The organism is Afipia sp. GAS231 (assembly GCF_900103365.1).
GTDB lineage: Bacteria > Pseudomonadota > Alphaproteobacteria > Rhizobiales > Xanthobacteraceae > Bradyrhizobium.
The window spans coordinates 508600-527865 of the sequence record NZ_LT629703.1 but is presented as its reverse complement, the minus strand read 5'-3'; the positions used below and the strand labels follow the sequence as shown (position 1 = coordinate 527865).

17 protein-coding genes and 1 tRNA gene are annotated in these 19266 nt (G+C 61.4%); 14 read left to right on the top strand and 4 right to left on the bottom strand.

Translation table 11 applies throughout. From position 1 onward, the window contains the following. Positions 1 to 27: 27 nt before the first annotated feature. Complete coding sequence (locus tag BLS26_RS35460; RefSeq protein WP_157676259.1) at positions 28 to 192, bottom strand: hypothetical protein; 165 nt, start codon at positions 190 to 192, stop codon at positions 28 to 30. Between the two features lie 411 nt (positions 193 to 603). Between BLS26_RS35460 and gatC the strand changes: the two genes are divergently transcribed. The 9 genes from gatC (at position 604) to BLS26_RS02480 (ending at position 11287) form a co-directional block, all read left to right on the top strand. Further along, positions 604 to 891, top strand: coding sequence for an Asp-tRNA(Asn)/Glu-tRNA(Gln) amidotransferase subunit GatC (gene gatC / locus BLS26_RS02525; RefSeq protein WP_092508133.1), 288 nt, complete (start codon positions 604 to 606; stop codon positions 889 to 891). A gap of 32 nt (positions 892 to 923) precedes the next feature. Beyond that, entirely contained in the window at positions 924 to 1130 is a 207-nt protein-coding gene (locus BLS26_RS02520) for a hypothetical protein (protein WP_092508131.1), read from the top strand. Then, positions 1127 to 2602: an Asp-tRNA(Asn)/Glu-tRNA(Gln) amidotransferase subunit GatA gene (gene gatA / locus BLS26_RS02515; RefSeq protein WP_092508129.1), complete on the top strand. Its 1476-nt coding sequence runs from the start codon at positions 1127 to 1129 to the stop codon at positions 2600 to 2602. The genes BLS26_RS02520 and gatA overlap by 4 nt, the downstream gene beginning before the upstream one ends. A 2-nt stretch (positions 2603 to 2604) precedes the next feature. Then, positions 2605 to 2898: a hypothetical protein gene (locus tag BLS26_RS02510; protein ID WP_244541821.1), complete on the top strand. Its 294-nt coding sequence runs from the start codon at positions 2605 to 2607 to the stop codon at positions 2896 to 2898. Further along, positions 2895 to 4379 (top strand): Asp-tRNA(Asn)/Glu-tRNA(Gln) amidotransferase subunit GatB, encoded by a 1485-nt coding sequence (gatB, locus tag BLS26_RS02505; protein WP_092508127.1) that lies wholly within the window; start codon positions 2895 to 2897, stop codon positions 4377 to 4379. The genes BLS26_RS02510 and gatB overlap by 4 nt, the downstream gene beginning before the upstream one ends. A gap of 1573 nt (positions 4380 to 5952) precedes the next feature. Next, a complete protein-coding gene (locus BLS26_RS02500; protein ID WP_092508125.1) occupies positions 5953 to 6219 on the top strand; it encodes a hypothetical protein in 267 nt (88 codons plus the stop codon). A 200-nt stretch (positions 6220 to 6419) separates the two neighbouring features. After that, a tRNA-Ser gene (locus BLS26_RS02495) sits at positions 6420 to 6511 on the top strand. A 1123-nt stretch (positions 6512 to 7634) separates the two neighbouring features. Further along, positions 7635 to 9227, top strand: coding sequence for a porin (locus BLS26_RS02485; RefSeq protein WP_092508121.1), 1593 nt, complete (start codon positions 7635 to 7637; stop codon positions 9225 to 9227). A gap of 1037 nt (positions 9228 to 10264) precedes the next feature. Continuing rightward, positions 10265 to 11287: an IS110 family transposase gene (locus tag BLS26_RS02480; RefSeq protein WP_092508119.1), complete on the top strand. Its 1023-nt coding sequence runs from the start codon at positions 10265 to 10267 to the stop codon at positions 11285 to 11287. Between the two features lie 379 nt (positions 11288 to 11666). Here BLS26_RS02480 and BLS26_RS02475 read toward each other — a convergent pair whose 3' ends face one another. Then, positions 11667 to 12350 carry a Fe2+-dependent dioxygenase gene (locus BLS26_RS02475; protein ID WP_092508117.1) on the bottom strand — a complete coding sequence of 228 codons (684 nt, stop codon included), beginning with the start codon at positions 12348 to 12350 and terminating at the stop codon, positions 11667 to 11669. Positions 12351 to 12790: 440 nt separating this feature from the next. On the opposite strand from BLS26_RS02475, the gene BLS26_RS02470 reads away from it, so the two are divergent. Then, a complete protein-coding gene (locus tag BLS26_RS02470; RefSeq protein ID WP_092508115.1) occupies positions 12791 to 13327 on the top strand; it encodes a M48 family metallopeptidase in 537 nt (178 codons plus the stop codon). Positions 13328 to 13442: 115 nt separating this feature from the next. Here BLS26_RS02470 and BLS26_RS02465 read toward each other — a convergent pair whose 3' ends face one another. Then, positions 13443 to 15659, bottom strand: coding sequence for a lytic transglycosylase domain-containing protein (locus tag BLS26_RS02465; protein ID WP_092508113.1), 2217 nt, complete (start codon positions 15657 to 15659; stop codon positions 13443 to 13445). A gap of 295 nt (positions 15660 to 15954) precedes the next feature. Here BLS26_RS02465 and dapA point away from each other — a divergent pair, with 295 nt between their 5' ends. From dapA to BLS26_RS02445, 4 genes are all read left to right on the top strand, one after another. After that, positions 15955 to 16845, top strand: coding sequence for a 4-hydroxy-tetrahydrodipicolinate synthase (dapA, locus tag BLS26_RS02460; protein ID WP_092508111.1), 891 nt, complete (start codon positions 15955 to 15957; stop codon positions 16843 to 16845). 40 nt (positions 16846 to 16885) lie between these two features. Beyond that, a complete protein-coding gene (gene mscL, locus BLS26_RS02455) occupies positions 16886 to 17302 on the top strand; it encodes a large conductance mechanosensitive channel protein MscL (protein WP_092508109.1) in 417 nt (138 codons plus the stop codon). A 1-nt stretch (position 17303) separates the two neighbouring features. Then, the gene (gene smpB / locus BLS26_RS02450; RefSeq protein ID WP_027537130.1) at positions 17304 to 17777 is read left to right on the top strand and encodes an SsrA-binding protein SmpB; all 474 of its coding nucleotides are present in this window, start codon (positions 17304 to 17306) and stop codon (positions 17775 to 17777) included. A gap of 100 nt (positions 17778 to 17877) precedes the next feature. Next, a complete protein-coding gene (locus BLS26_RS02445) occupies positions 17878 to 18453 on the top strand; it encodes a peroxiredoxin (protein WP_092508107.1) in 576 nt (191 codons plus the stop codon). A 90-nt stretch (positions 18454 to 18543) separates the two neighbouring features. Here the strand turns inward: BLS26_RS02445 and BLS26_RS02440 are convergent, their stop codons facing one another. After that, complete coding sequence (locus tag BLS26_RS02440) at positions 18544 to 19194, bottom strand: uracil-DNA glycosylase (protein WP_092508105.1); 651 nt, start codon at positions 19192 to 19194, stop codon at positions 18544 to 18546. Between the last annotated feature and the right edge of the window lie 72 nt (positions 19195 to 19266).

Here is a 19266-nt window from a genome sequence, read left to right as displayed (position 1 = left end):
CGCTGTCAAAGCGGTTTTGATCAGCGATTAATGCGCCGGTTCGTCGCGCTTGACGTCGAGATGTTCGACGGCGAGCGAGCGGTAATGCGCGGCCATTTCCTTGTAATGATGCTTCGAGATCGGATCGGCCGCGGTTTCGGCGCGGCGCTCGAACATCTCGGCCTTTTCCTGCAGCAATTTGGCTTGCGTCACAGTGTTCTCCGGTCAGGCCAGGCAGGCGACGTAGAGGATGGCGGCGCCGATCACGGTGCCGATGGTCCAGAGAGCGGGGTCCCAGCCTTCTGAATGGGCGTTGTCGTTTTCGAGGGTCGACATGACATGGCCTCCAATTGGGTTGGCCGCGAGTACAGTCCCCGTTTGTTTCGGGAGGACTACGCCGGGCGACCGAAATGGTTTCGTCGGCCGGCTGTCCGCACGCGATCTTGTGATCGGCCTTGAACGGCCGTTTGCTTACCCAAGGCGGAACGGCCGCAGGTCCGAAATGCCCCGTTTGCAAAAAACCTTGTCCGGAAAAGGCCTTGGACGGCATTTCCAGGCTGTTGCGGCGCAAAAGCGGCGTCTGCTATACGGCGGGTGCGATTTCCCCGTTTGAGGCCTATATTCATGTCCGTAGATGCCGCCACCGTACGCCGCATCGCGCATCTGGCGCGGATTGCGGTCACCGAGGCCGAGGTTCCCCATCTGCAGGGCGAGCTGAACGCCATGCTCGCCTTCGTGGAGCAGCTTTCCGAGGTGAATGTCGACGGCGTCGAACCGATGACCTCGGTGACCCCGATGGAGATGAAAAAGCGCCCCGACGTGGTCAATGACGGCGAGATCGCCGACGCCGTGGTGGGGAATGCGCCCGATACCGTGAACCACTTCTTCCTGGTGCCGAAGGTCGTTGAGTAACTTTTTTTCTTAGGTCTGAGATCGGAAATCCGATGTGCATGCTCTGCGACGATGAAAAGGCCTATCAAGCCTACATGAATTATGTCGACGCGATGGAGCGGCAGGGCAAGGTCGCCGATCCCGACAAGGCGATGGACGCCGTGCTCGATCAGCTCGAAGCCGCCGACAAGGCCCGCGCTAACGACCCCGCCAACGACAAGACGCTTTCCCCGTTCTTCTGCAGCCCGATCAATAAATGACCGATTTAACTTCGATGACGATCGCCGAGGCTCGAGCTGGCCTCGCGAGCAAGGCTTTCACCTCGCTTGAACTGACCGACGCGCATCTTTCCGCGATCGAGGCGGCGCGTGTGCTCAATGCTTACATCCTGGAGACGCCGGATCAAGCCCGCGACATGGCGCGGGCGGTCGACGCCAAAATCGCCAAGGGCGAGGGTGGACCGCTGGCCGGTATTCCGCTCGGTATCAAGGATCTGTTCGCGACCAAGGACGTGCGCACCACCGCGTGCTCGAAAATCCTCAGCAATTTCGTGCCGCCCTACGAGTCGACGGTGACCTCACAGCTCTGGCGCGATGGCGCCGTGATGCTCGGCAAGCTCAACAACGACGAATTCGCCATGGGCTCGTCGAACGAGACCTCGTGCTTCGGCCCGGTTACCAATCCGTGGCGGCGTGAGGGCTCCAACACCACGCTGGTGCCGGGCGGCTCTTCCGGCGGATCGGCGTCTGCGGTAGCCGCACTGCTGTGCATGGGTGCGACCGCGACCGACACCGGCGGCTCGATCCGCCAGCCGGCGGCGTTTACCGCAACCGTCGGCGTCAAGCCGACCTATGGCCGCTGCTCGCGCTGGGGCATCGTCGCATTCGCGTCCTCGCTCGACCAGGCCGGTCCGATCGCGCGCACCACGCGCGATGCCGCGATCCTGATGCGCTCGATGGCGGGCCACGATCCCAAGGACACCACCTCGGTCGATCGCGCGGTGCCGGACTATGAGGCCGCGATCGGCAAATCCGTGAAGGGCATGAAGATCGGCATTCCCAAGGAATACCGCCTCGACGGCATGCCGGCGGAAATCGAAAAGCTCTGGAGCGAGGGTGCCAACTGGCTGAAGGCGGCTGGCGCCGAACTGGTCGAGGTGTCGCTGCCGCACACCAAATACGCGCTGCCGGCCTATTACATCGTGGCGCCGGCGGAAGCCTCGTCGAATCTCGCGCGCTACGACGGCGTGCGATACGGGCTTCGCGTGCCCGGCCGCTCGATCGGCGAAATGTACGAGAACACCCGCGCCGAAGGTTTTGGCGCCGAAGTGCGCCGCCGCGTCATGATCGGCACCTATGTGCTCTCGGCAGGCTACTACGACGCCTATTACCTGCGCGCGCAAAAAGTCCGCACGCTGATCAAGAAGGACTTTGAGGATTGCTTCGCCAAGGGCGTCAACGCGATCCTGACGCCGGCTACTCCCTCGGCGGCCTTCGGCATCGGCGAAAAGGGCGGCGCCGATCCGGTCGAGATGTATCTCAACGACATTTTTACGGTGACCGTGAACATGGCGGGCCTGCCGGGCATCGCGGTGCCCGCCGGCAAGGACGCTCAGGGCCTGCCGCTCGGACTGCAACTGATTGGCCGTCCCTTCGACGAGGAGACGCTGTTCTCGCTCGGCGAGGTGATCGAAAAGGAAGCCGGCCGGTTCACGCCGGAGCGCTGGTGGTAGCGATGACGGATTTCCGCGCCAGTTTGTCGGACACCGCACCGGCACCGGGCCTGGAACCGCCGCTCGCGGGTTTGTGGTGGGCTGCCAAGGGCCAGTGGGACCAGGCGCACAAGATTGTGCAGGACGAAGCCGGCGCTGACGCAGCCTGGGTCCATGCCTATCTGCATCGGGTCGAGGGCGATCTCGGCAATGCCGGTTACTGGTACCGCCAGGCCGGCCAGCCGGTGGCCAAGGATTCTCTGGAAGCCGAATGGGAGCGGATCGTGTCCGCGCTGCTCGGGAGTGGAAAAGCATGAACGTATCGGTCAAACCGACAAAGCTGATCAAGGGCGCCACGGGCGATTGGGAAATGGTAATCGGGCTGGAAGTCCATGCCCAGGTCACTTCCAATTCAAAACTGTTCTCCGGCGCCTCGACCGAATTCGGCGGCGAGCCGAACACCCATGTCTCGCTGGTCGATGCGGCGATGCCGGGCATGCTGCCTGTCATCAACGAGGAATGCGTCAGGCAGGCTGTCCGGACCGGGCTCGGCCTGAACGCGCAGATCAACCTGCGCTCGGTGTTCGACCGCAAGAACTACTTCTATGCGGATTCGCCGCAGGGCTATCAGATCAGCCAGTACAAGTCGCCGGTCGTCGGCGAGGGCGTGGTCGAGGTCGAGCTCGACGGCGGCAAGACCGCCACCATCGGCATCGAGCGGCTGCATCTGGAGCAGGATGCCGGCAAGTTACTGCACGACCAGTCGCCGACCATGTCCTATGTCGACCTCAACCGGTGCGGCGTGGCGCTGATGGAGATCGTCTCCAAGCCTGATATCCGCGACGCCGAGCAGGCCAAGGCCTATGTGACCAAACTGCGCTCGATCCTGCGCTATCTCGGCACCTGCGACGGCGACATGGAGAAGGGTAGCTTGCGCGCCGACGTCAACGTCTCCGTGCGCAAGCCGGGCGGGCCGCTCGGCACCCGCTGCGAGATCAAGAACATGAACTCGATCACCTTCATGGGTCAGGCGATCGAGTATGAAGCGCGGCGCCAGATCGAAATCATCGAGGATGGCGGCACCATCGACCAGGAAACCCGGCTGTACGATCCCGACAAGGGCGAGACGCGGTCGTTGCGCTCCAAGGAAGAGGCGCACGACTACCGCTATTTCCCCGATCCCGACCTGCTGCCGCTCGAATTCAGCCAGGCCTATGTCGACGAACTCAAGGCGGGTCTGCCGGAACTGCCGGACCAGAAGAAGGCCCGCTTCATCGACGCCTTCGGACTGTCGCCCTATGACGCGAGTGTGCTGGTGGCCGAGCGCGAGAGCGCCGACTTCTATGAAACCGTGCTGGCCGCACTTGCCGACAAGGCCCGCGACGGCAAGCTCGCCGCCAACTGGGTGATCAACGAACTGTTCGGGCGTCTCAACAAGGAAGGCCGGGATATTACGGGCTCGCCGGTTTCCGCGGAGCAACTCGGCGCCATCGTCGGCCTGATCGGCGAAGGCACGATCTCCGGAAAGATCGCAAAGGATCTGTTCGAGATCGTCTGGCAGGAAGGCGGCGACCCGCGCGAGCTGGTCGAGACGCGCGGCATGAAGCAGGTCACGGACCTGGGCGCGATCGAGAAGGTGGTCGACGACATCATCGCGGCTAATCCCGACAAGGTTGCTCAGGCGAAAGCCAGGCCGCAGCTCGCCGGCTGGTTCGTCGGCCAGGTAATGAAGTCGTCCGGCGGCAAGGCCAACCCGCAGGCCGTGAACGATCTCCTGAAAGCGAAGCTCGGCATCTGAGCGTCCCGTAACGGGACGACTTCGTCGCGACTTCGGTGCGACCGTGTCGTCACCCGGAAGAACTTTGTCGTCGCCGAATGTCGCGATCGATGCGCGTGAGCGGGCGTCGATCGTCGGTCACGATCCAAAATCCGTCGTCGCGACCGGAAGTGCCTCTTGCGAATCGGTCGCCGCGATTCGCCCAGAAATTCGGTTTTGGCGAGCACCGATGAGACGCCAACGCTGTGGCCACGAAAATTTTTTTATTGCCAAAAATTGCGACTCAGAGTCCGTGCCGGCGGCTTTTTTGCGTCAACAGTGAGTCGCGATGACATCGATCGCGCATCGGCAGTTGCGAGCGAGAATACAGGAAACATCTGCAGTAATAGTGTTTGCTGCAACATTGACAAATGGAAATGTCGGCGGCTGAGCCGATTTTTGCATCGACGAGCGCGGAGACCTTGGTGCTGCCGAGAGAAGCGCCTCGCACGCTCCCGGATCGCTGCGTCAACACTTCCTTAAGCGAGACGCTGTTTTTTTGAATGCGTTGGTGTATTCGGGATGTAGTGCATTTCGATTCCCGAGTGCACGCAGCGATTAAGCCATCTCACTAACATCAGGAGGGCAACATGGCCAAGAAAGCTAAGAAGGCAAAGAAGGCGAAGAAGGCGAAGAGCGCAGTGAAGAAGACTGCGAAGAAGACCAAGAAGGTCTCCAAGAAGAAGTAACTTCGCTTCTGACAAAATTGCCGGCGGCTTGATGCCGGCACGTCACACGAGCCCCGGGACGAAATCGCAAGATTGAAGTCCAAAGGCTCTGGTCGACGAAAGAGGGTGTCGGCGAGACATCAGGTCAAACGGCTGGATCGTATTTCGAAAGAGTTCGCTCTCTCAAAAACGATCCGGCAGAAGAAACAGGTTTTCTTCGTTCGGTGCGGATCTTCCGGTCCGCAATTTCACCGGGCCAAAGCCCGGACTGAAATCTGGTCCTGACGTGTTCGCCGACGCCCTCGTTCCCCGGAACGCCCCGTTCCCGGGAACGCGCCGTTCCCAGGAACGTCCCCGTTTCCCGGAACGCTTGCTTCCCGGAATGTCTTCAAGCCCGCGCTCGCTGCGCCTGGCTTCATCCTTTCCAGAATCATCTTCGATCGTTCGCAACGGTGCCGACCGTTGGGTCTCGATGGCCGCGTGCCGTCACAGCCCGATCGTGGTGCCCTTCAACGAGCGTTTGGAATCACCGCCGCGCGTAACGCGCATCGCCGGCCGGTATCGGTAGAGATAACCGCATCACGTTGGCGCAATGGTTATCGTTGTCCCAAGCGGCAGGGTAAACCGAACTTCACGATCGCTGACTTGTCGCTGCAGCACAGGCACTTCTGCGATTCCTTAATCGAACGTGCAGTGTGCGCGTTTACATCCCGTTCATCGCGAACCTTAAACTGCCCTTCAAATTTTAGCGGTCATGATGATCCCAACAACAGACCGGGAAACGGCTGGCGCACGACAAGATCGTGCGCGGGAATAACGGGACGTCAGATAGTGGGCAGGGGCCGCGCTCGGGAGAGGGCGGCCAACAACAAAAACGGGAGACGGGGATGTTTCAGGGGCACTTTGATCTGGATAGCGCAACGCCGGTGGAAGCCACCGCAATTCCGGACGTGCTGTTCGAGCGCGGCCTTTACTGGGCGAGCGGCCGTTCCGGCGTCGTCAACCTGGTGGCGGCCCACAAATGGTTCAATCTCGCAGCCCTGAAAGGTCGCTCTGACGCGATCTCCATGCGCCGCGAGGTCGCCGAGATGATGTCGGATGCCGAGATCGCCGCCGCTCAGCGCGAAGCGCGGGCCTGGATGACCACGCACTAGCAAGTTTGCGTCGGTTCGGCCGATTCTGCCGTCCGACCGTTGGCAGAAAGCCGCTCACGCGCAGGATTGCCCAGACGGCCAGGTCTTCGGGCCACAGGTTCGTTGTTAGCGGCTGTTCCGGCGATTTCGTAAACAAAATCAGTTGGCGCATGCCTTCCGGTTTGACCCTTCCGGTGGATTCGAGTCATAAGACCGGCACCGGAGAGGTGGCCGAGTGGCTGAAGGCAGCGCTTTGCTAAAGCGCCATACGGCGAAAGTTGTATCAAGGGTTCGAATCCCTTCCTCTCCGCCACCCTTCGCCCTGACGGGCTTCGGGTGGCAGGCCACACCTGCTCAATGGACGAAGGGTGTCTCCCGAAGCTCCGCAGGAGCGCAGGGAGGTCTATCGCGTCGACCGATGACCTTCGGCGTCGCCACTTTCAAGCAACGACGTTCTGGGATGTAAGCGTTGCGGCGAGCCAGGCATCGCTTCATGCGAATGCCCGCGCCTACGAAAAGTGGCCCGCGCGTCTCCTGCGATCAGCCGCGACGCCGGGAAGACGGACCGGATACGGTTCCGTCACAATGCATCTTGATGACAGAAGCGAAGCGACAGCGCGTCTCCGCCGAGTTTCATCGTTGAAACGTCGAAACATCGCGAACCCCTGTTTTTATAGGGTGCGTGGCGATTCAGGCGTGGCCTTGATGCCGTTCGCGCGAGCGGCCGTTTCGGCTATCGCGACGTCGATTCGATCTCGCGCGATGGCTTGCACGTCATCGAAACACATTTCGATCCCGAGAAAATGACAGTCTCGCAACTTTACCGGCGGTTCAGCAGATCACTGATGGCCGCCGCGATGGCTGCCCGGAAACGGGCAGGTGGCTGACGGCCGTTGATACGGTCTCCCGAGGAGTGGATCGGGCGCCTGCCGGATCGGTCCGCCGGCATCATCGATTGCGGCCCTTATAATGTGTGGCGATTTGCCGGCGGAGATTCGGGGTTTTGGTCCATTCGATTCGATCCAATGAGGCCCTCGGATGGGGAAAGCCGGCTGACCGGTGTCCGCGGCAGCTATTCACGCGCCAAATGGAACTATTCAAAAATAACGATTAATAACAATATGTTGCGAGGAAAGTTCGATCACGGTTGCGTGTTATTTGTGCAACACCCATTGGAAAAGGGGCCGAGTCAGGGTGTTCCGAGTGGTTCCTTTGTTGCGTGTGCAGAAGTCCTCGGTAATTGTGATGACGCGACGGAGGGGGGCATCCCGAGGTCGTCCCGTTAGGTGGTTCGCTTAAGTCCCTCGCGTCAAAGCGGGAGTGTCCGAAGGCGCGAAGCGACTAAGCGGGTTTCAGGGATTAAGGGAACCAACCTTAGGGTGTCTGACACCCGGCGGATCCGGAACCTTCCCTACAGAGCAACTTGGAGGTTTAACATGAAGATGGTTAAGAGCCTTATTCTCGGCTCAGCGGCGGCTCTCGTCGCCATGAGTGGAGCCCAGGCTGCCGATCTTCCCGTCAAGGCCAAAGCGGTCGAGTACGTGAGGATCTGCTCCCTGTACGGTGCTGGTTTCTTCTACATTCCCGGCACTGACACCTGCATCAAGCTGGGTGGTTATCTGCGCGTCGACACCACGTTCAACGGCAACATCTATGACGGTCCGGCTTGGGCTGCTGATCTCGGCCAGGGCAATCGCTACCGCGATTACTTTGCCGCCCGTTCCCGTATGGCGCTGACGATTGATACCCGTACCGCCACGGAATACGGCGTTGTCCGTACCTTCGGTCAGGGCGACTTCCAGTTCTCGACCCAAGGCGCTTCGAGCGCGACGGTTAATCCGACGAACTTCACCAATTCGCCGAGCATTGGCACCAGCACCGGCCTGTTCAATGGTCCGGGCGAAGGCTACGTAGCGGTTGAAATGGTGTTCATTCAGTTCGCTGGTTTCACCTTCGGTAAGTCGGCTTCGGCCTATGCGACGCCCTGGCATGGTTATCCAGGCAACAACACGTCGTTCCTGCTCGGCGGTCATGACACCGTCACCGGCGTGAACAACATCCAGTACACCGCGCAGTTCGGCAACGGCGTGTCGGGCACCATCGGCCTCGATGATCCGACCGTGTTCAACCGTACTACCGTCGCCAACCTGACAGTGCCGCCTACCGCGATCGGGCAAATCGCCAACACCTACGCGGGCGTGCGTGCTCCCGACGTCGTTGGCAACATCCGCGTCGACCAGGCCTGGGGGTTGTTCCAGATTTCGGCCGCTGCGCATGAGGTTTCCGGTTCTTACAACGTCCTGAACGCCGTTGCGGCTCCTGCCGGCGCGGTGGGTATTGCCGGCGGCGCTGCTACCGGCCTGTCGGAAATCAACGGTCACCCCGACGCGAAGTGGGGCGGTTCGGTGATGGCTGCGTTGCAGATCAAGAACATCCCGACCGGAGCGGGCGACGATTTCAAGATCGACGCGAGCTACGCCAAGGGTGACACGAAGAACGTGATCTCCTCCAGCAACGCTTCGCCGAATCCGTTCGCTATGTTCAGTGGGACCGGCCGTGCCGGTGCCTACCAGAGCGTTGGTTTTGGTGCGGTGACCGATGCCGTATTTCTTCCGGCGTTCGCCGGTGGTGACGGATCGCTGCATCTGACCACCGCTTACGGTGTCCGTGGCGCGTTCAACCACAACTGGGATCCGTACTGGTCGACCAGCCTGTTCGGCAGCTACTCGATGGTTCGTTATGATGACACTGCCAAGCTGTTCACCTGCGCAGCCTATACCGCTGGTAAGGTTGTGACCGCGGATTTCACCTGTAATCCGGACTTCAACGTCGCGCAGATCGGCCTGGTTACCCGCTGGACTCCCGTCAAGAACCTGACGTTCTCGGCTGAAGTCCTCGGCGTCTTCTTGGACCAGAAGTTCACGGGTGCTGCTACGTTGACCCCGACTGCTCCGAAGCCGACGGCCTTCTACGAGTTCAAGGACCAGAGCACCGTGTCCCTCAACATTCGCGCTCAGCGTAACTTCTGATCTCGATTTGATACCCGCTTAGCTACGCCCTCGGCAGGAAACTGCCGGGGGTTTTCTTTTTCGGAGCGGCTTTAGTTCGGAGAGGTTACGGTGCGGTTGATCTGGGCTTTGCTGATTTTAGTTCTTTTTGGAGCGTGGGTGTATTTCATGCTGCCAAAGCGACGAGGCTAGGGAGTTTCTGTGAACACGAGCAGCGCAAGGCCTCTTGTGTGGTAGTGCGCCCAATTTGGCGCTAAGTGATTGAAGATGAATGCAATCAACCTAAGATGTGCGATTATCGCTGCGAAAATGCGAGCAAGATCAGTGCCTCTTGTGGTAGTGCGCCCACTAATCGAATAGACTATTGAATTCATTGAATAAGGTTCGAAGATAGGCTTTCGGGCTAAGTAAAACGCGAACCGATCGGACCCGCGCGGGTACTCGCGCTCCCCAAGGTTCTCACAGTGCAATCGCCGGCTTGGCAGCGGCGGCGGCTTTAGCTCCCAAACCTTGAAGCGGTTGGCGGGATGAACTCAAAATAGGCTCCAGTAGAACTCATAGGACCCGTGATGGCTCAGCAGCCCTTCACTGGGGCATGCTGTGGCAATCGAAGCCAGTCCACTGGATACGTCACGGGACCGCCGCGACACCTTCGCGCACGGGCAGACAAGTTCATCACTGTGCTGGTCTACTGCGTGGGGCCTGCGAACCCGAGGACCACTCAGGCCTGCTGTCACCACAGGGGACGCCTGCGGTTGGAGGAGTTGCCGGAGTGGGACGGTACGATGTCTCCGCGCACCTCAGGTGTACCAAGGTGCGGCACGGTGGGCTACGTGGACGCCGGGCTGGACTGGAGCGAGGTAATCAACATCAACAAGGGTATCGGTTGATAGTGCCAAAGCCGCGATGTCTGCTTTCGGGCGAAGACCGGAAGTCGCGACTTGGGGCGAGAGGTCAGACCCTAAGCAGATGAGGTGGATGGCTCCCGCTCACGGCATCTGGGTGCCAAAGTGTGAAGGCCATCAGGGCGTTCACGAGCAAAATGGGAGCCATCCGCCATGCAGATTACCACGATCGGCCTCGATTTGGCCAAGAGCGCTTTTCAGGTCCACGGCATTGATGCGACCGGCCAGGTTGTGGTTCGTAAGTCGCTTCGGCGGTCGCAGATGCTGCCATTTTTCGCCAAGCTGCCCTCTTGCCTGGTCGGCATGGAGGCTTGCGGCACGTCGCATCATTGGGCGCGCGAGCTGATCAAGCTCGGCCATGACGTACGGCTGATGCCACCGGCCTACGTCAAGCCGTATGTGAAGCGCGGGAAGACCGATGCTGCCGATGCGGAAGCGGTTTGCGAGGCGGTAACACGGCCTACGATGCGGTTCGTTCCGGTCAAGTCGCCCGAGCAACAGGCGGCGCTGTCGATGCACCGGACACGCGATCTGCTGGTCAAGCAACGCACGCAGCTGATCAACATGATCCGCGGTCTACTGGCCGAATTTGGCGTCGACATTCCCAAGGGGCTGGAACGGGCGCGGCAGATCATCGATGGCAAAGTGCCTGAGGTGCCGATTGACGCTGCCAGGATCGTCACTACACTGTCACAGCAGGCGATCGACACCCACATTCGGCTCCGCGAGATCGATCGCGATCTGGCCGTCTGGCTACGTGGCAACGATGTCGCACGGCGCCTCATGACCATCCCCGGCATCGGGCCGGTCGGCGCAACGGCTCTTGCGGCATCGGTTACCGATCCTCATCAGTTCCGTTCCGGGCGGCAGTTCGCCGCCTGGTTGGGACTGACGCCACTTCAGAAGTCGAGCGGCGGCAAAGAGCGGCTCGGTCGTATCACTAAAATGGGCGACAAATATCTGCGCAAGCTGCTCGTTGTCGGCATGACGGCGCTTGTGCGTCGTGCAAAATACAATCCCGGTAAGATCGATCCACGCTTGGCGGATCTGCTGGCGCGAAAACCCACAAGGGTCGCCACCGTCGCGATGGCGAACAAGACCGCGCGGGTCATCTGGGCGATCATGGCACGCGGCGAGACGTATCATGCCGACCACCGGCCGGCATTGGCCGCATAAACAACGTTATACGGTTTAGCTGAAGAGGAGATCAGCTACACGAGGTTGCGAGCGCGATGCGATGTGATGGCAAACCGGTCAGACCGGGAACAGGGACAACCTAAGTTGAGTCTAAGGCGTTATAGCCTGATAAGCAGAATGGGACCTTGTTCGCGGACTCCATCAGGGCCAGCAGTCTAATCGACTGCATCAACAGGCCGGACAGAAGACTGCACCCGACCAATGCCACTGCGTCAATTTATCTCTTGCAACGCGGGAGCCATCCACAGAAGACTCGGTCGTACCCACCGGCAAGGTTGCCATCCCCTAGTCTGGCCGGGGCCACCGACAGGCCCAGGCCGGGAGTCCCGCGCTACGCGCAAACCCGCCCCCTGCACGTTCACAGCTCAATCCAATGCTGCGCCAGCTTATGATAGTGGCCCAGAAACCCCGCGACGGATGGATGGTCGGGATGCGTTGCCACCAGCGAATCGATAACTTTGGCCAGATCGTAGAGCATCGACCGTCGCGCGTCATCGCGGATCATGCTCTGTATCCAGAAAAAAGAGGACGTGCGGATCCCCCGCGTGACCGGCGTCACCTCGTGCAGACTCGTGGCCGTGTAGAGGATGGCATGTCCCGCCGGGAGTTTAACGGCCTGGTGGCCATACGTGTCCAGCACACGCAATTCGCCCCCGTCGTATTCCTCGGGTTCAGACAAGAACACAGTCATCGAGAGGTCCGCGCGGAGGCGCAGCCCCCCGGAGCCGGGAATGTCCATAAGGGCGTTATCAATATGCGCCCCGTAGTGCTCCCCCCCTTCGTACCGGTTGAACTTCGGCGGAAGCACCTTCAGTGGCTGCGCGGCATTCATAAAGGTCTCGCTGCTGCCCAGCGCCTTCACAATCATCTGCCCGATTTCCTGTCCGACGCGGTGGCTCTGGTCGATCTGCCGATTCCGCTTTACTTTTTTCGCCAGAAACCCAGCCGTGGCCGCACCGTCGGTCCAGTTCGCCGCGTCGAGCTTTTGCCGCGCGTACGCAACCTGTTGCGGCGTAAGAAGGTTGGGAATCGCAATCAGCATGGTAAAAGGAAACCTAAAATTGAAGATTGCCGAAACGCGGAATTCGGGAGGGCTCAGCTTAGCCGTTCCGGAGTCGTGGCGTCAACGCAGAGGAAACAATAGCCCAAGGCCACCAGGACGCGACGCCGGTTCGACTGCTGACGGGCGCCGAAGCCGAACACCACCTACGAGTTCAAGGACCAGAGCACCGTGTCCTTCAACGTTCGCGCTCAGCGTAACTTCTGATCTTGATCGTCTGATCTGATCTAGGAGAACCCCCGGCAGGAAACTGCCGGGGGTTTTTCGTTGTGCGGACGGTTGGCGCCCCCGCACGGGCCTGACCCATCGGCACGATCACGTTTCCGGGAAGGGATGCCTGGGTGCCCGAATAAGTCCGAAGTGGTGGTGTTAGCTTCTCAGGTTCCGGCGGGAGCTTTTCGTCGCCAAACCAGGAGAAACGCATGAACAGATACGCAATCCGGCTGACAGTCTTCGCGCTGTTTTCGGTCTTGCTGGCGACGACGCCGGCGATCCAGCAGGCCTATGCGGGCGGCGATCCGCCGGCGTCCGATCCGCCGTCATCCTCGAAGAAAAAGAAGGACGGGACGTCCTACAAGGAAGAGCCGGCCTTCGTGAACGGCTACCGCGCGGCCTACACCACGATTTACGACCGCAACGACTATGTGGCGGCGATCGACCAGTTGAAGGCGCTGGGGCACGACGATAACGCTGCGGTCGCCAACCTGATCGGCTATTCCTACCGCAAGCTCGGCGACTACAAGGTGTCGCAGATCTGGTACGAGCGTGAGCTCAAGACCGACCCTGATCACGTCAAGACCTGGCAGTATTACGGCCTGTGGCAGGTCGAGCAGGGTAACCGCGACCAGGCGCAGTATCACCTCAACCGCCTGGCTCAGCTCACGGGCACGTCAAGCGAGGAATATCGCTCGCTGGCGGCAGCCCTCGATAAGCAGCCGGGGACCGGTCTGGTTTACTAAGCGCGAACGATCTTCGGAACGAAGACCGCCCCTGGACCCGGTCCGGGGGCGGTTTGCAATCAAGCCAGATTTGTATTCAAGCCAGATTGGTATTCAAGTCAGGTGTCAGGCGGCACTATTCGACGCTGCCGCGGTGCAGGTCGGCTTCGATCTGGAGCTTCGTTCCGCCGCCGAACCGCGCGCGGTAGACCTGCAGGTTCTCCATGATCCGCTGCACGTAGTTCCGCGTCTCGGAGAACGGGATCTGTTCGACCCAGTCGACGGCGTCGACCTTGGGATCGCGCGGGTCGCCATAGCGCTCGACCCATTTTTTGACGCTGCCGCGACCGGCATTGTAGCCGGCGAAGGTCATGATGTAGGAGCCGCGATAATCCTCGAGCAGGCCGCCGAGTTCGGCGGCGCCGAGCGTCGCATTATAAACCGGATCGGTCTTCATCCGGCTGAGGTCGAAGCCGACGCCGGCGCGCTTGGTGACGTAGCGTCCGGCGTCGGGGGTCACCTGCATCAGTCCGTAGGCCTGGGCCGGCGATACCACCGCCTGATTGAAGGCGCTTTCCTGCCGGGCGATCGAGTAGACGACGCTTGGTTCGACTTCGGGTCCGATCTGCCGGAACGCCGGAATCCCGTTGACGGGATAAGCATAATGGTCGAACGGCAGCCCGCGATTGAGGGCTGCCTTGCCGAGCAGCAGCATGCCGCGCGCGTCGTTGTTGCGGGCCGTGAGTTCGCCGAGGCCAGCCAGGGCGTCCGGATCGCCGTTCTCACCCATGTCGGCGAAAATCGGTATCGCGATTTCGCGCTCGTCGAGTTCATAGAGCAGTTGCACCGCGCGGACGATCTCCAGCCGTTCGACCCCGCGACCGCGGGGCGCGCCGTTCAATTCGAGCTGCGGCAGGCCGAGCTTCGCGCGTGCCAACTGGCCATAATAACTGGTCGATTGTTCGGCGGCGCGACCATAGGCGGCGCGGGCTTCCTGCGCGCGGCCTGCGGCTTCCGCCGCGCGGCCCTGCCAGTAACCGGCGCGCGCCAGCGCGGTCGGGTTGACGCTGCCGACGCCGATGCGGGCGAAATGCTGGGCTGCCACCGCCGGATCGTTCAGGAAGCGCAGCGCGATCCAGCCGGCGGTGAATTCCTGCTCGGTCTTGTAGATGTCGCGCGACGGCAGCGCCGCGTCCCGCGCGATCAGATAGGCGGTGCGGTGTTCGCCGACATCGAGCATCTTGCGCGCCAGCAGTCGTCGCTCGATCCACCATTCGTCGAGATTGTGCAGCCGGTTCGGATCCTTCGGCGCGCTCAGCATCAGTTGCGCGGCCTCGGCGAATTTCTCCTCGCGGCGAAGGAGCTGGATTTTCGCGAACGTATAGCCGGCATCGCCGCGCAGTTCGCTCGGCACCGCCTCGAGCAGAGCTCTCGCGTTGGAAGCCTTCCGGTTCGAGGCGATGCGCGCCTTGGCGAGCGCGACATGGCCGGAGCCCAGCCGTTTCGCCGCGCGCAGGCCGCCGGCTTCCTGCTCGGTGCCGTAGAGCAGGTTGTCCATCCGCGCCTTGTGATCGCCTGCCGTCAGCAGCGCGCCGAACAAATCGAGCGCCGTGCTCTCGGTGTCCTCCGACATGCCGTCGCCGCGCCAGGCCTCGCGCGCCAGACGTTCGGCATTGGCGCGGTCGCCGCGTCCGATCATCACCTTCGCCAGCGCAAAGCGGCCCTTGGCCGAGATCGGGGATTCGTTTTCGAACCACGACCAGACCGTCGCATCGTCGCGATGGTCGTCCCATAACGCCGCCTCGAGCCGCCGTCGCAGGAATGTCTGCGATGGCCAGCTTGGATTGGCCGAAACGAAGGCGCGGTAGCGCTCGACGGAAGCGCCGTTGTCGTCGCTGCGCAGGATCAGCCATTCCGCGAGCTTGCGGGCGACCGGATCGGAGATCACGGCTTCCGCCTGCGTCGCATCGTTAGGCTTGTGCTTGCGCACGAGGTCGATGACGTTTTCCAGCGCGTCCTTGTCGGATTGCGGCGTCGATGACGTCGCGGCGATCGCGGCCGGCGTCACCTGCTTGCGTGGCGGCGGCAGGGCGGCGTGCTGGCGTGCTGCGGGTCCAAGTGCCGGTGCGGCAGCCGGAGCGGCCAAGGGCACAGGTGCCGCAGCCGGACCGGCATTGTTGGTCGCGACCGCCTGCTTCGGAGCGGCGTTGCGCGCGATCGGCCGCGGCTTCGGCAGGGGAACTTTCGGCTTGGCCCAGGCCTCGACCGAGAGCGCCGACAGGCCGACCACCAGCGCCAGACTTGTCGCCAGTGCGGTCGATCGCAATGCGGCTGCGCGGGCGGAAGGGGTCACGGCTTTCCTCTGCGGAGGCGAATCATTCAATCGCTCAAGGCTTACGTCTATTTGATTGAATATGTGGACAAAATGATAAAAACGTCGCGGCGGCGCCTGTTTGCGCCATCACCACGGCAAAATCGCGGCTATTACGTTACCGCCTGAAACGGTCCGGGATCGGCCTTGAGAAAAGACAGCGAGACAGGGCGCTGGCGGGCCATGCCGGAACGGCCTTTCGCCTGATCGCCGGACCCGGTATGAATTGAAATCCCATGATCGGTCGTGCCGTATCTGAAGCGTTTGGAGGAAGTCCATGGCAGCCAAGACAAATTTCCGGGGGTCTTTCACCGCCTTGGTCACGCCATTCAAGAACGGCTCGCTCGACGAAACGGCCCTCCGCGGCCTCGTGAGCTGGCAGATCGAGCAGGGATCGCACGGTCTCGTTCCCGTCGGCACTACCGGAGAGAGCCCGACGCTCAGCCATGATGAGCATCACCGGGTGGTCGAGATGTGCATCGATGAGGCAAAGGGTCGCGTGCCCGTGATCGCCGGCGCCGGCTCGAACTCGACGCGCGAAGCCGTCGATCTGGCTGTCCACGCCGAGAAGGCGGGCGCCGATGCCGTGCTGGTGGTGACGCCGTATTACAACAAGCCGACCCAGGAAGGGATGTATCAGCACTTCAAGGCGGTGAACGATGCGATCGGCATCCCGATCATCATCTACAACATCCCGCCGCGTTCCGTTGTCGACATGTCCGTGGAGACCATGACCCGGCTGTTCGAACTGAAGAACATCGCCGGCGTCAAGGACGCCACCGCCAATCTTGCCCGCGTCTCGCAGCAGCGCCACGCGATGGGACCTGATTTCATCCAGCTTTCCGGCGAGGACATGACGGCGCTGGCCTATATGGCCGCGGGCGGACATGGTTGCATCTCGGTCGTTGCCAATGTGGCGCCAAAGCTGTGCGCCGATCTGATGTCCGCGGTCCTCAAGGGCGATTATGCCACCGGACTGAAAATTCAGGACCGGTTGACACCGCTGCATGATGCCATCTTCAAGGAGCCGGGCCTCGCCGGAGCCAAGCATGGCCTCAAGCTGTTGGGGCGGCTGGAAGAAGAAGTGCGCCTGCCGCTGATGACGGTGACGCCGCCGACCGGCGTGGTGATCCGCGACGCCATGGTGCATGCCGGCTTGATCAATTAAAGCCGGTTCTTCGCCTGTCGAACGAAGTGGGGAGTCTAACATGCTGAAGGAATTCCGCGAATTTGCCATGAAGGGCAATGTCGTCGACCTCGCGGTCGGCGTCATCATCGGCGCGGCCTTTGGCGGGATCGTGACCTCGCTGGTCGGCGATGTCATCATGCCGATCGTCGGCGCGATCACGGGCGGCCTCGATTTCTCGAACTATTTCACCGGGCTTTCGAAGGCGGTCACGGCAACCAATCTGGCCGACGCCAAAAAGCAGGGCGCTGTGCTGGCTTGGGGCAATTTCCTCACACTGACGATCAATTTCGCGATCATCGCCTTCGTGCTGTTCATGGTCATTCGCGCCATGAACACGTTGAAGCGGAAGGATGAAGCAAAACCCGCCGAGCCACCGACGCCGTCGGCCGAGGTGGCGCTGCTGACCGAGATCCGCGATCTCCTCAAGAAGGCTTGATGTGGCCGAGAAGAACGAACGCCCGATCAAGGTCGTCGCCGAAAACCGCAAGGCGCGGTTCAATTACGCGATCGAGGACACCATCGAGACCGGCATCGCGTTGACCGGCACCGAAGTGAAATCGATCCGCAACGGCAAGACCACGATTGCGGAGTCCTATGCCGATACCAAGGACGGCGAGATCTGGCTGATCAACGCCAACATTCCCGAATATCTGCAGGCCAACCGCTTCAACCACGAGCCGAAACGGCCGCGCAAGCTGCTGCTGCACCGGAAGCAGATCAACAAGCTGATGGGCGCGGTCGATCGCGACGGCATGACGCTGATTCCGCTAAAACTCTATTTCAACGAGCGCGGGCGCGCCAAGCTGTTGCTGGCGGTCGCCAAGGGCAAGAAGCTGCACGACAAGCGCGAGAGCGAAAAGAAGCGCGACTGGGGTCGTGAAAAAGGTCGCCTGTTGCGGGCGAGGGGATAGCGGCGAATGGCGAATAGGGTAGCGAATAGGGTAGTTCTCTACTATTTGTACTTCCATTCGCTACTCGCCATTCGCTATTCGCTAACTTGAGGTTCGCCACATGGCTCAACCCAACCTGCTCGAAGTCGACTGGAGCAAGATTCCGGCGCCAACGGATGACGGCGCCGCGAAGCATCTGAAGGGCAAGAGGGTCCCTTCGCTCAGCCTGCTGGCCACCGACGACACCGCGGTAGATCTGTCGATGTTGATAGGCCGCACCGTCGTGTTCGCCTATCCGCGAACCGGCGAGCCCGGCAAGATCAGCCTGGTCGATGATTGGGACATGATCCCGGGCGCGCGCGGCTGCACTCCGCAAACCTGTTCGTTCCGCGATCTCTTTGCGGAGCTCAAGGCCGCCGGCGCCAAATACGTGTTCGGGCTGTCGACGCAGGACAACGTCTATCAGACCGAGATGGCGTCACGGCTGCATCTGCCGTTTCCGGTGTTGTCGGATGAAAAGCTGGCGCTGAGCCGCGCCTTGAACCTGCCGACGATGGAAGTGGCGGGACTGACGCTGATCAAGCGGCTGGCGCTGATCGTCGATGACGGTGTCATCACCCACGTGTTCTATCCGGTGTTTCCGCCCGACCGGAATGCCGGCGACGTGCTGGCATGGCTGCAGGACAATCCGGTTTGACGGTCCTGTAGGGTGGGTTAGGCGGAGCCGTAACCCACCGCGTCGCCAACCGCGCGGTGGGTTACGCCTTCGGCTAACCCACCCTACGAACTACGAATCCAAATCGGCGCGCACTGTCGCGAACACCTTCCGAAACATTTCCGGCGTCAGCACCCGCGTATTCGTGTTGTAGCGCGAGCAATGATAGGTGTCGTAAAGCCGAAAACGGCCGGCCTCGTGCACCGCGCCGTGCGCGAACGGCGCCGCCGCGTTGCGAATGCCCAGTGCCTTCAACGTCGAGTCATGGGCGATCCGGCCGAGGGCTACGATGGCGCGAAGGTTCGGCATCCCGGCCATCCCAGCGATCAGGAATTGCCGACAGGTATTGATCTCGACCGGCAGCGGCTTGTTCTGCGGCGGCACGCAGTGCACCGCGTTGCCGATCCGGCAGTCGACCAGCTTGAGCCCGTCGTCAGGCCGCGCCTGATAGACGCCCTTGGCAAAGCCATATTCCAGCAAGGTGGCATAGAGCAGGTCGCCGGCGTAGTCGCCGGTGAAGGGGCGTCCGGTGCGGTTGGCGCCCTGCATGCCCGGTGCGAGACCGACGATCAGCAGCCGGGCCTTGGCATCGCCGAATGCGGGCACCGGAGAATTGAACCAGTCGGGGTGGAGCTCCCTGGCTTCTGCGCGAAACTCGACGAGCCGCGGGCACAGCGGGCAGTTGCGGTCGGGTTGTGTGGAAGAGCTGATGGCGTTAGCCAAAACAAAAAGGCCTCGGTTTTCCTAAAGCGTTTTCAAGCGAAGTGGAAACCGGTTCGCGTAAAGAAAACGCGT

Excerpts from the sequence above, each read along its gene's own strand:
- gatC (WP_092508133.1), top strand. The coding sequence starts at position 604 with ATGTCCGTAGATGCCGCCACCGTACGCCGCATCGCGCATCTGGCGCGG.
- BLS26_RS02520 (WP_092508131.1), top strand. The coding sequence starts at position 924 with ATGTGCATGCTCTGCGACGATGAAAAGGCCTATCAAGCCTACATGAAT.
- gatA (WP_092508129.1), top strand. The coding sequence starts at position 1,127 with ATGACCGATTTAACTTCGATGACGATCGCCGAGGCTCGAGCTGGCCTC.
- BLS26_RS02510 (WP_244541821.1), top strand. The coding sequence starts at position 2,605 with ATGACGGATTTCCGCGCCAGTTTGTCGGACACCGCACCGGCACCGGGC.
- gatB (WP_092508127.1), top strand. The coding sequence starts at position 2,895 with ATGAACGTATCGGTCAAACCGACAAAGCTGATCAAGGGCGCCACGGGC.
- BLS26_RS02500 (WP_092508125.1), top strand. The coding sequence starts at position 5,953 with ATGTTTCAGGGGCACTTTGATCTGGATAGCGCAACGCCGGTGGAAGCC.
- BLS26_RS02485 (WP_092508121.1), top strand. The coding sequence starts at position 7,635 with ATGAAGATGGTTAAGAGCCTTATTCTCGGCTCAGCGGCGGCTCTCGTC.
- BLS26_RS02480 (WP_092508119.1), top strand. The coding sequence starts at position 10,265 with ATGCAGATTACCACGATCGGCCTCGATTTGGCCAAGAGCGCTTTTCAG.
- BLS26_RS02475 (WP_092508117.1), bottom strand. The coding sequence starts at position 12,350 with ATGCTGATTGCGATTCCCAACCTTCTTACGCCGCAACAGGTTGCGTAC.
- BLS26_RS02470 (WP_092508115.1), top strand. The coding sequence starts at position 12,791 with ATGAACAGATACGCAATCCGGCTGACAGTCTTCGCGCTGTTTTCGGTC.
- dapA (WP_092508111.1), top strand. The coding sequence starts at position 15,955 with ATGGCAGCCAAGACAAATTTCCGGGGGTCTTTCACCGCCTTGGTCACG.
- mscL (WP_092508109.1), top strand. The coding sequence starts at position 16,886 with ATGCTGAAGGAATTCCGCGAATTTGCCATGAAGGGCAATGTCGTCGAC.
- BLS26_RS02445 (WP_092508107.1), top strand. The coding sequence starts at position 17,878 with ATGGCTCAACCCAACCTGCTCGAAGTCGACTGGAGCAAGATTCCGGCG.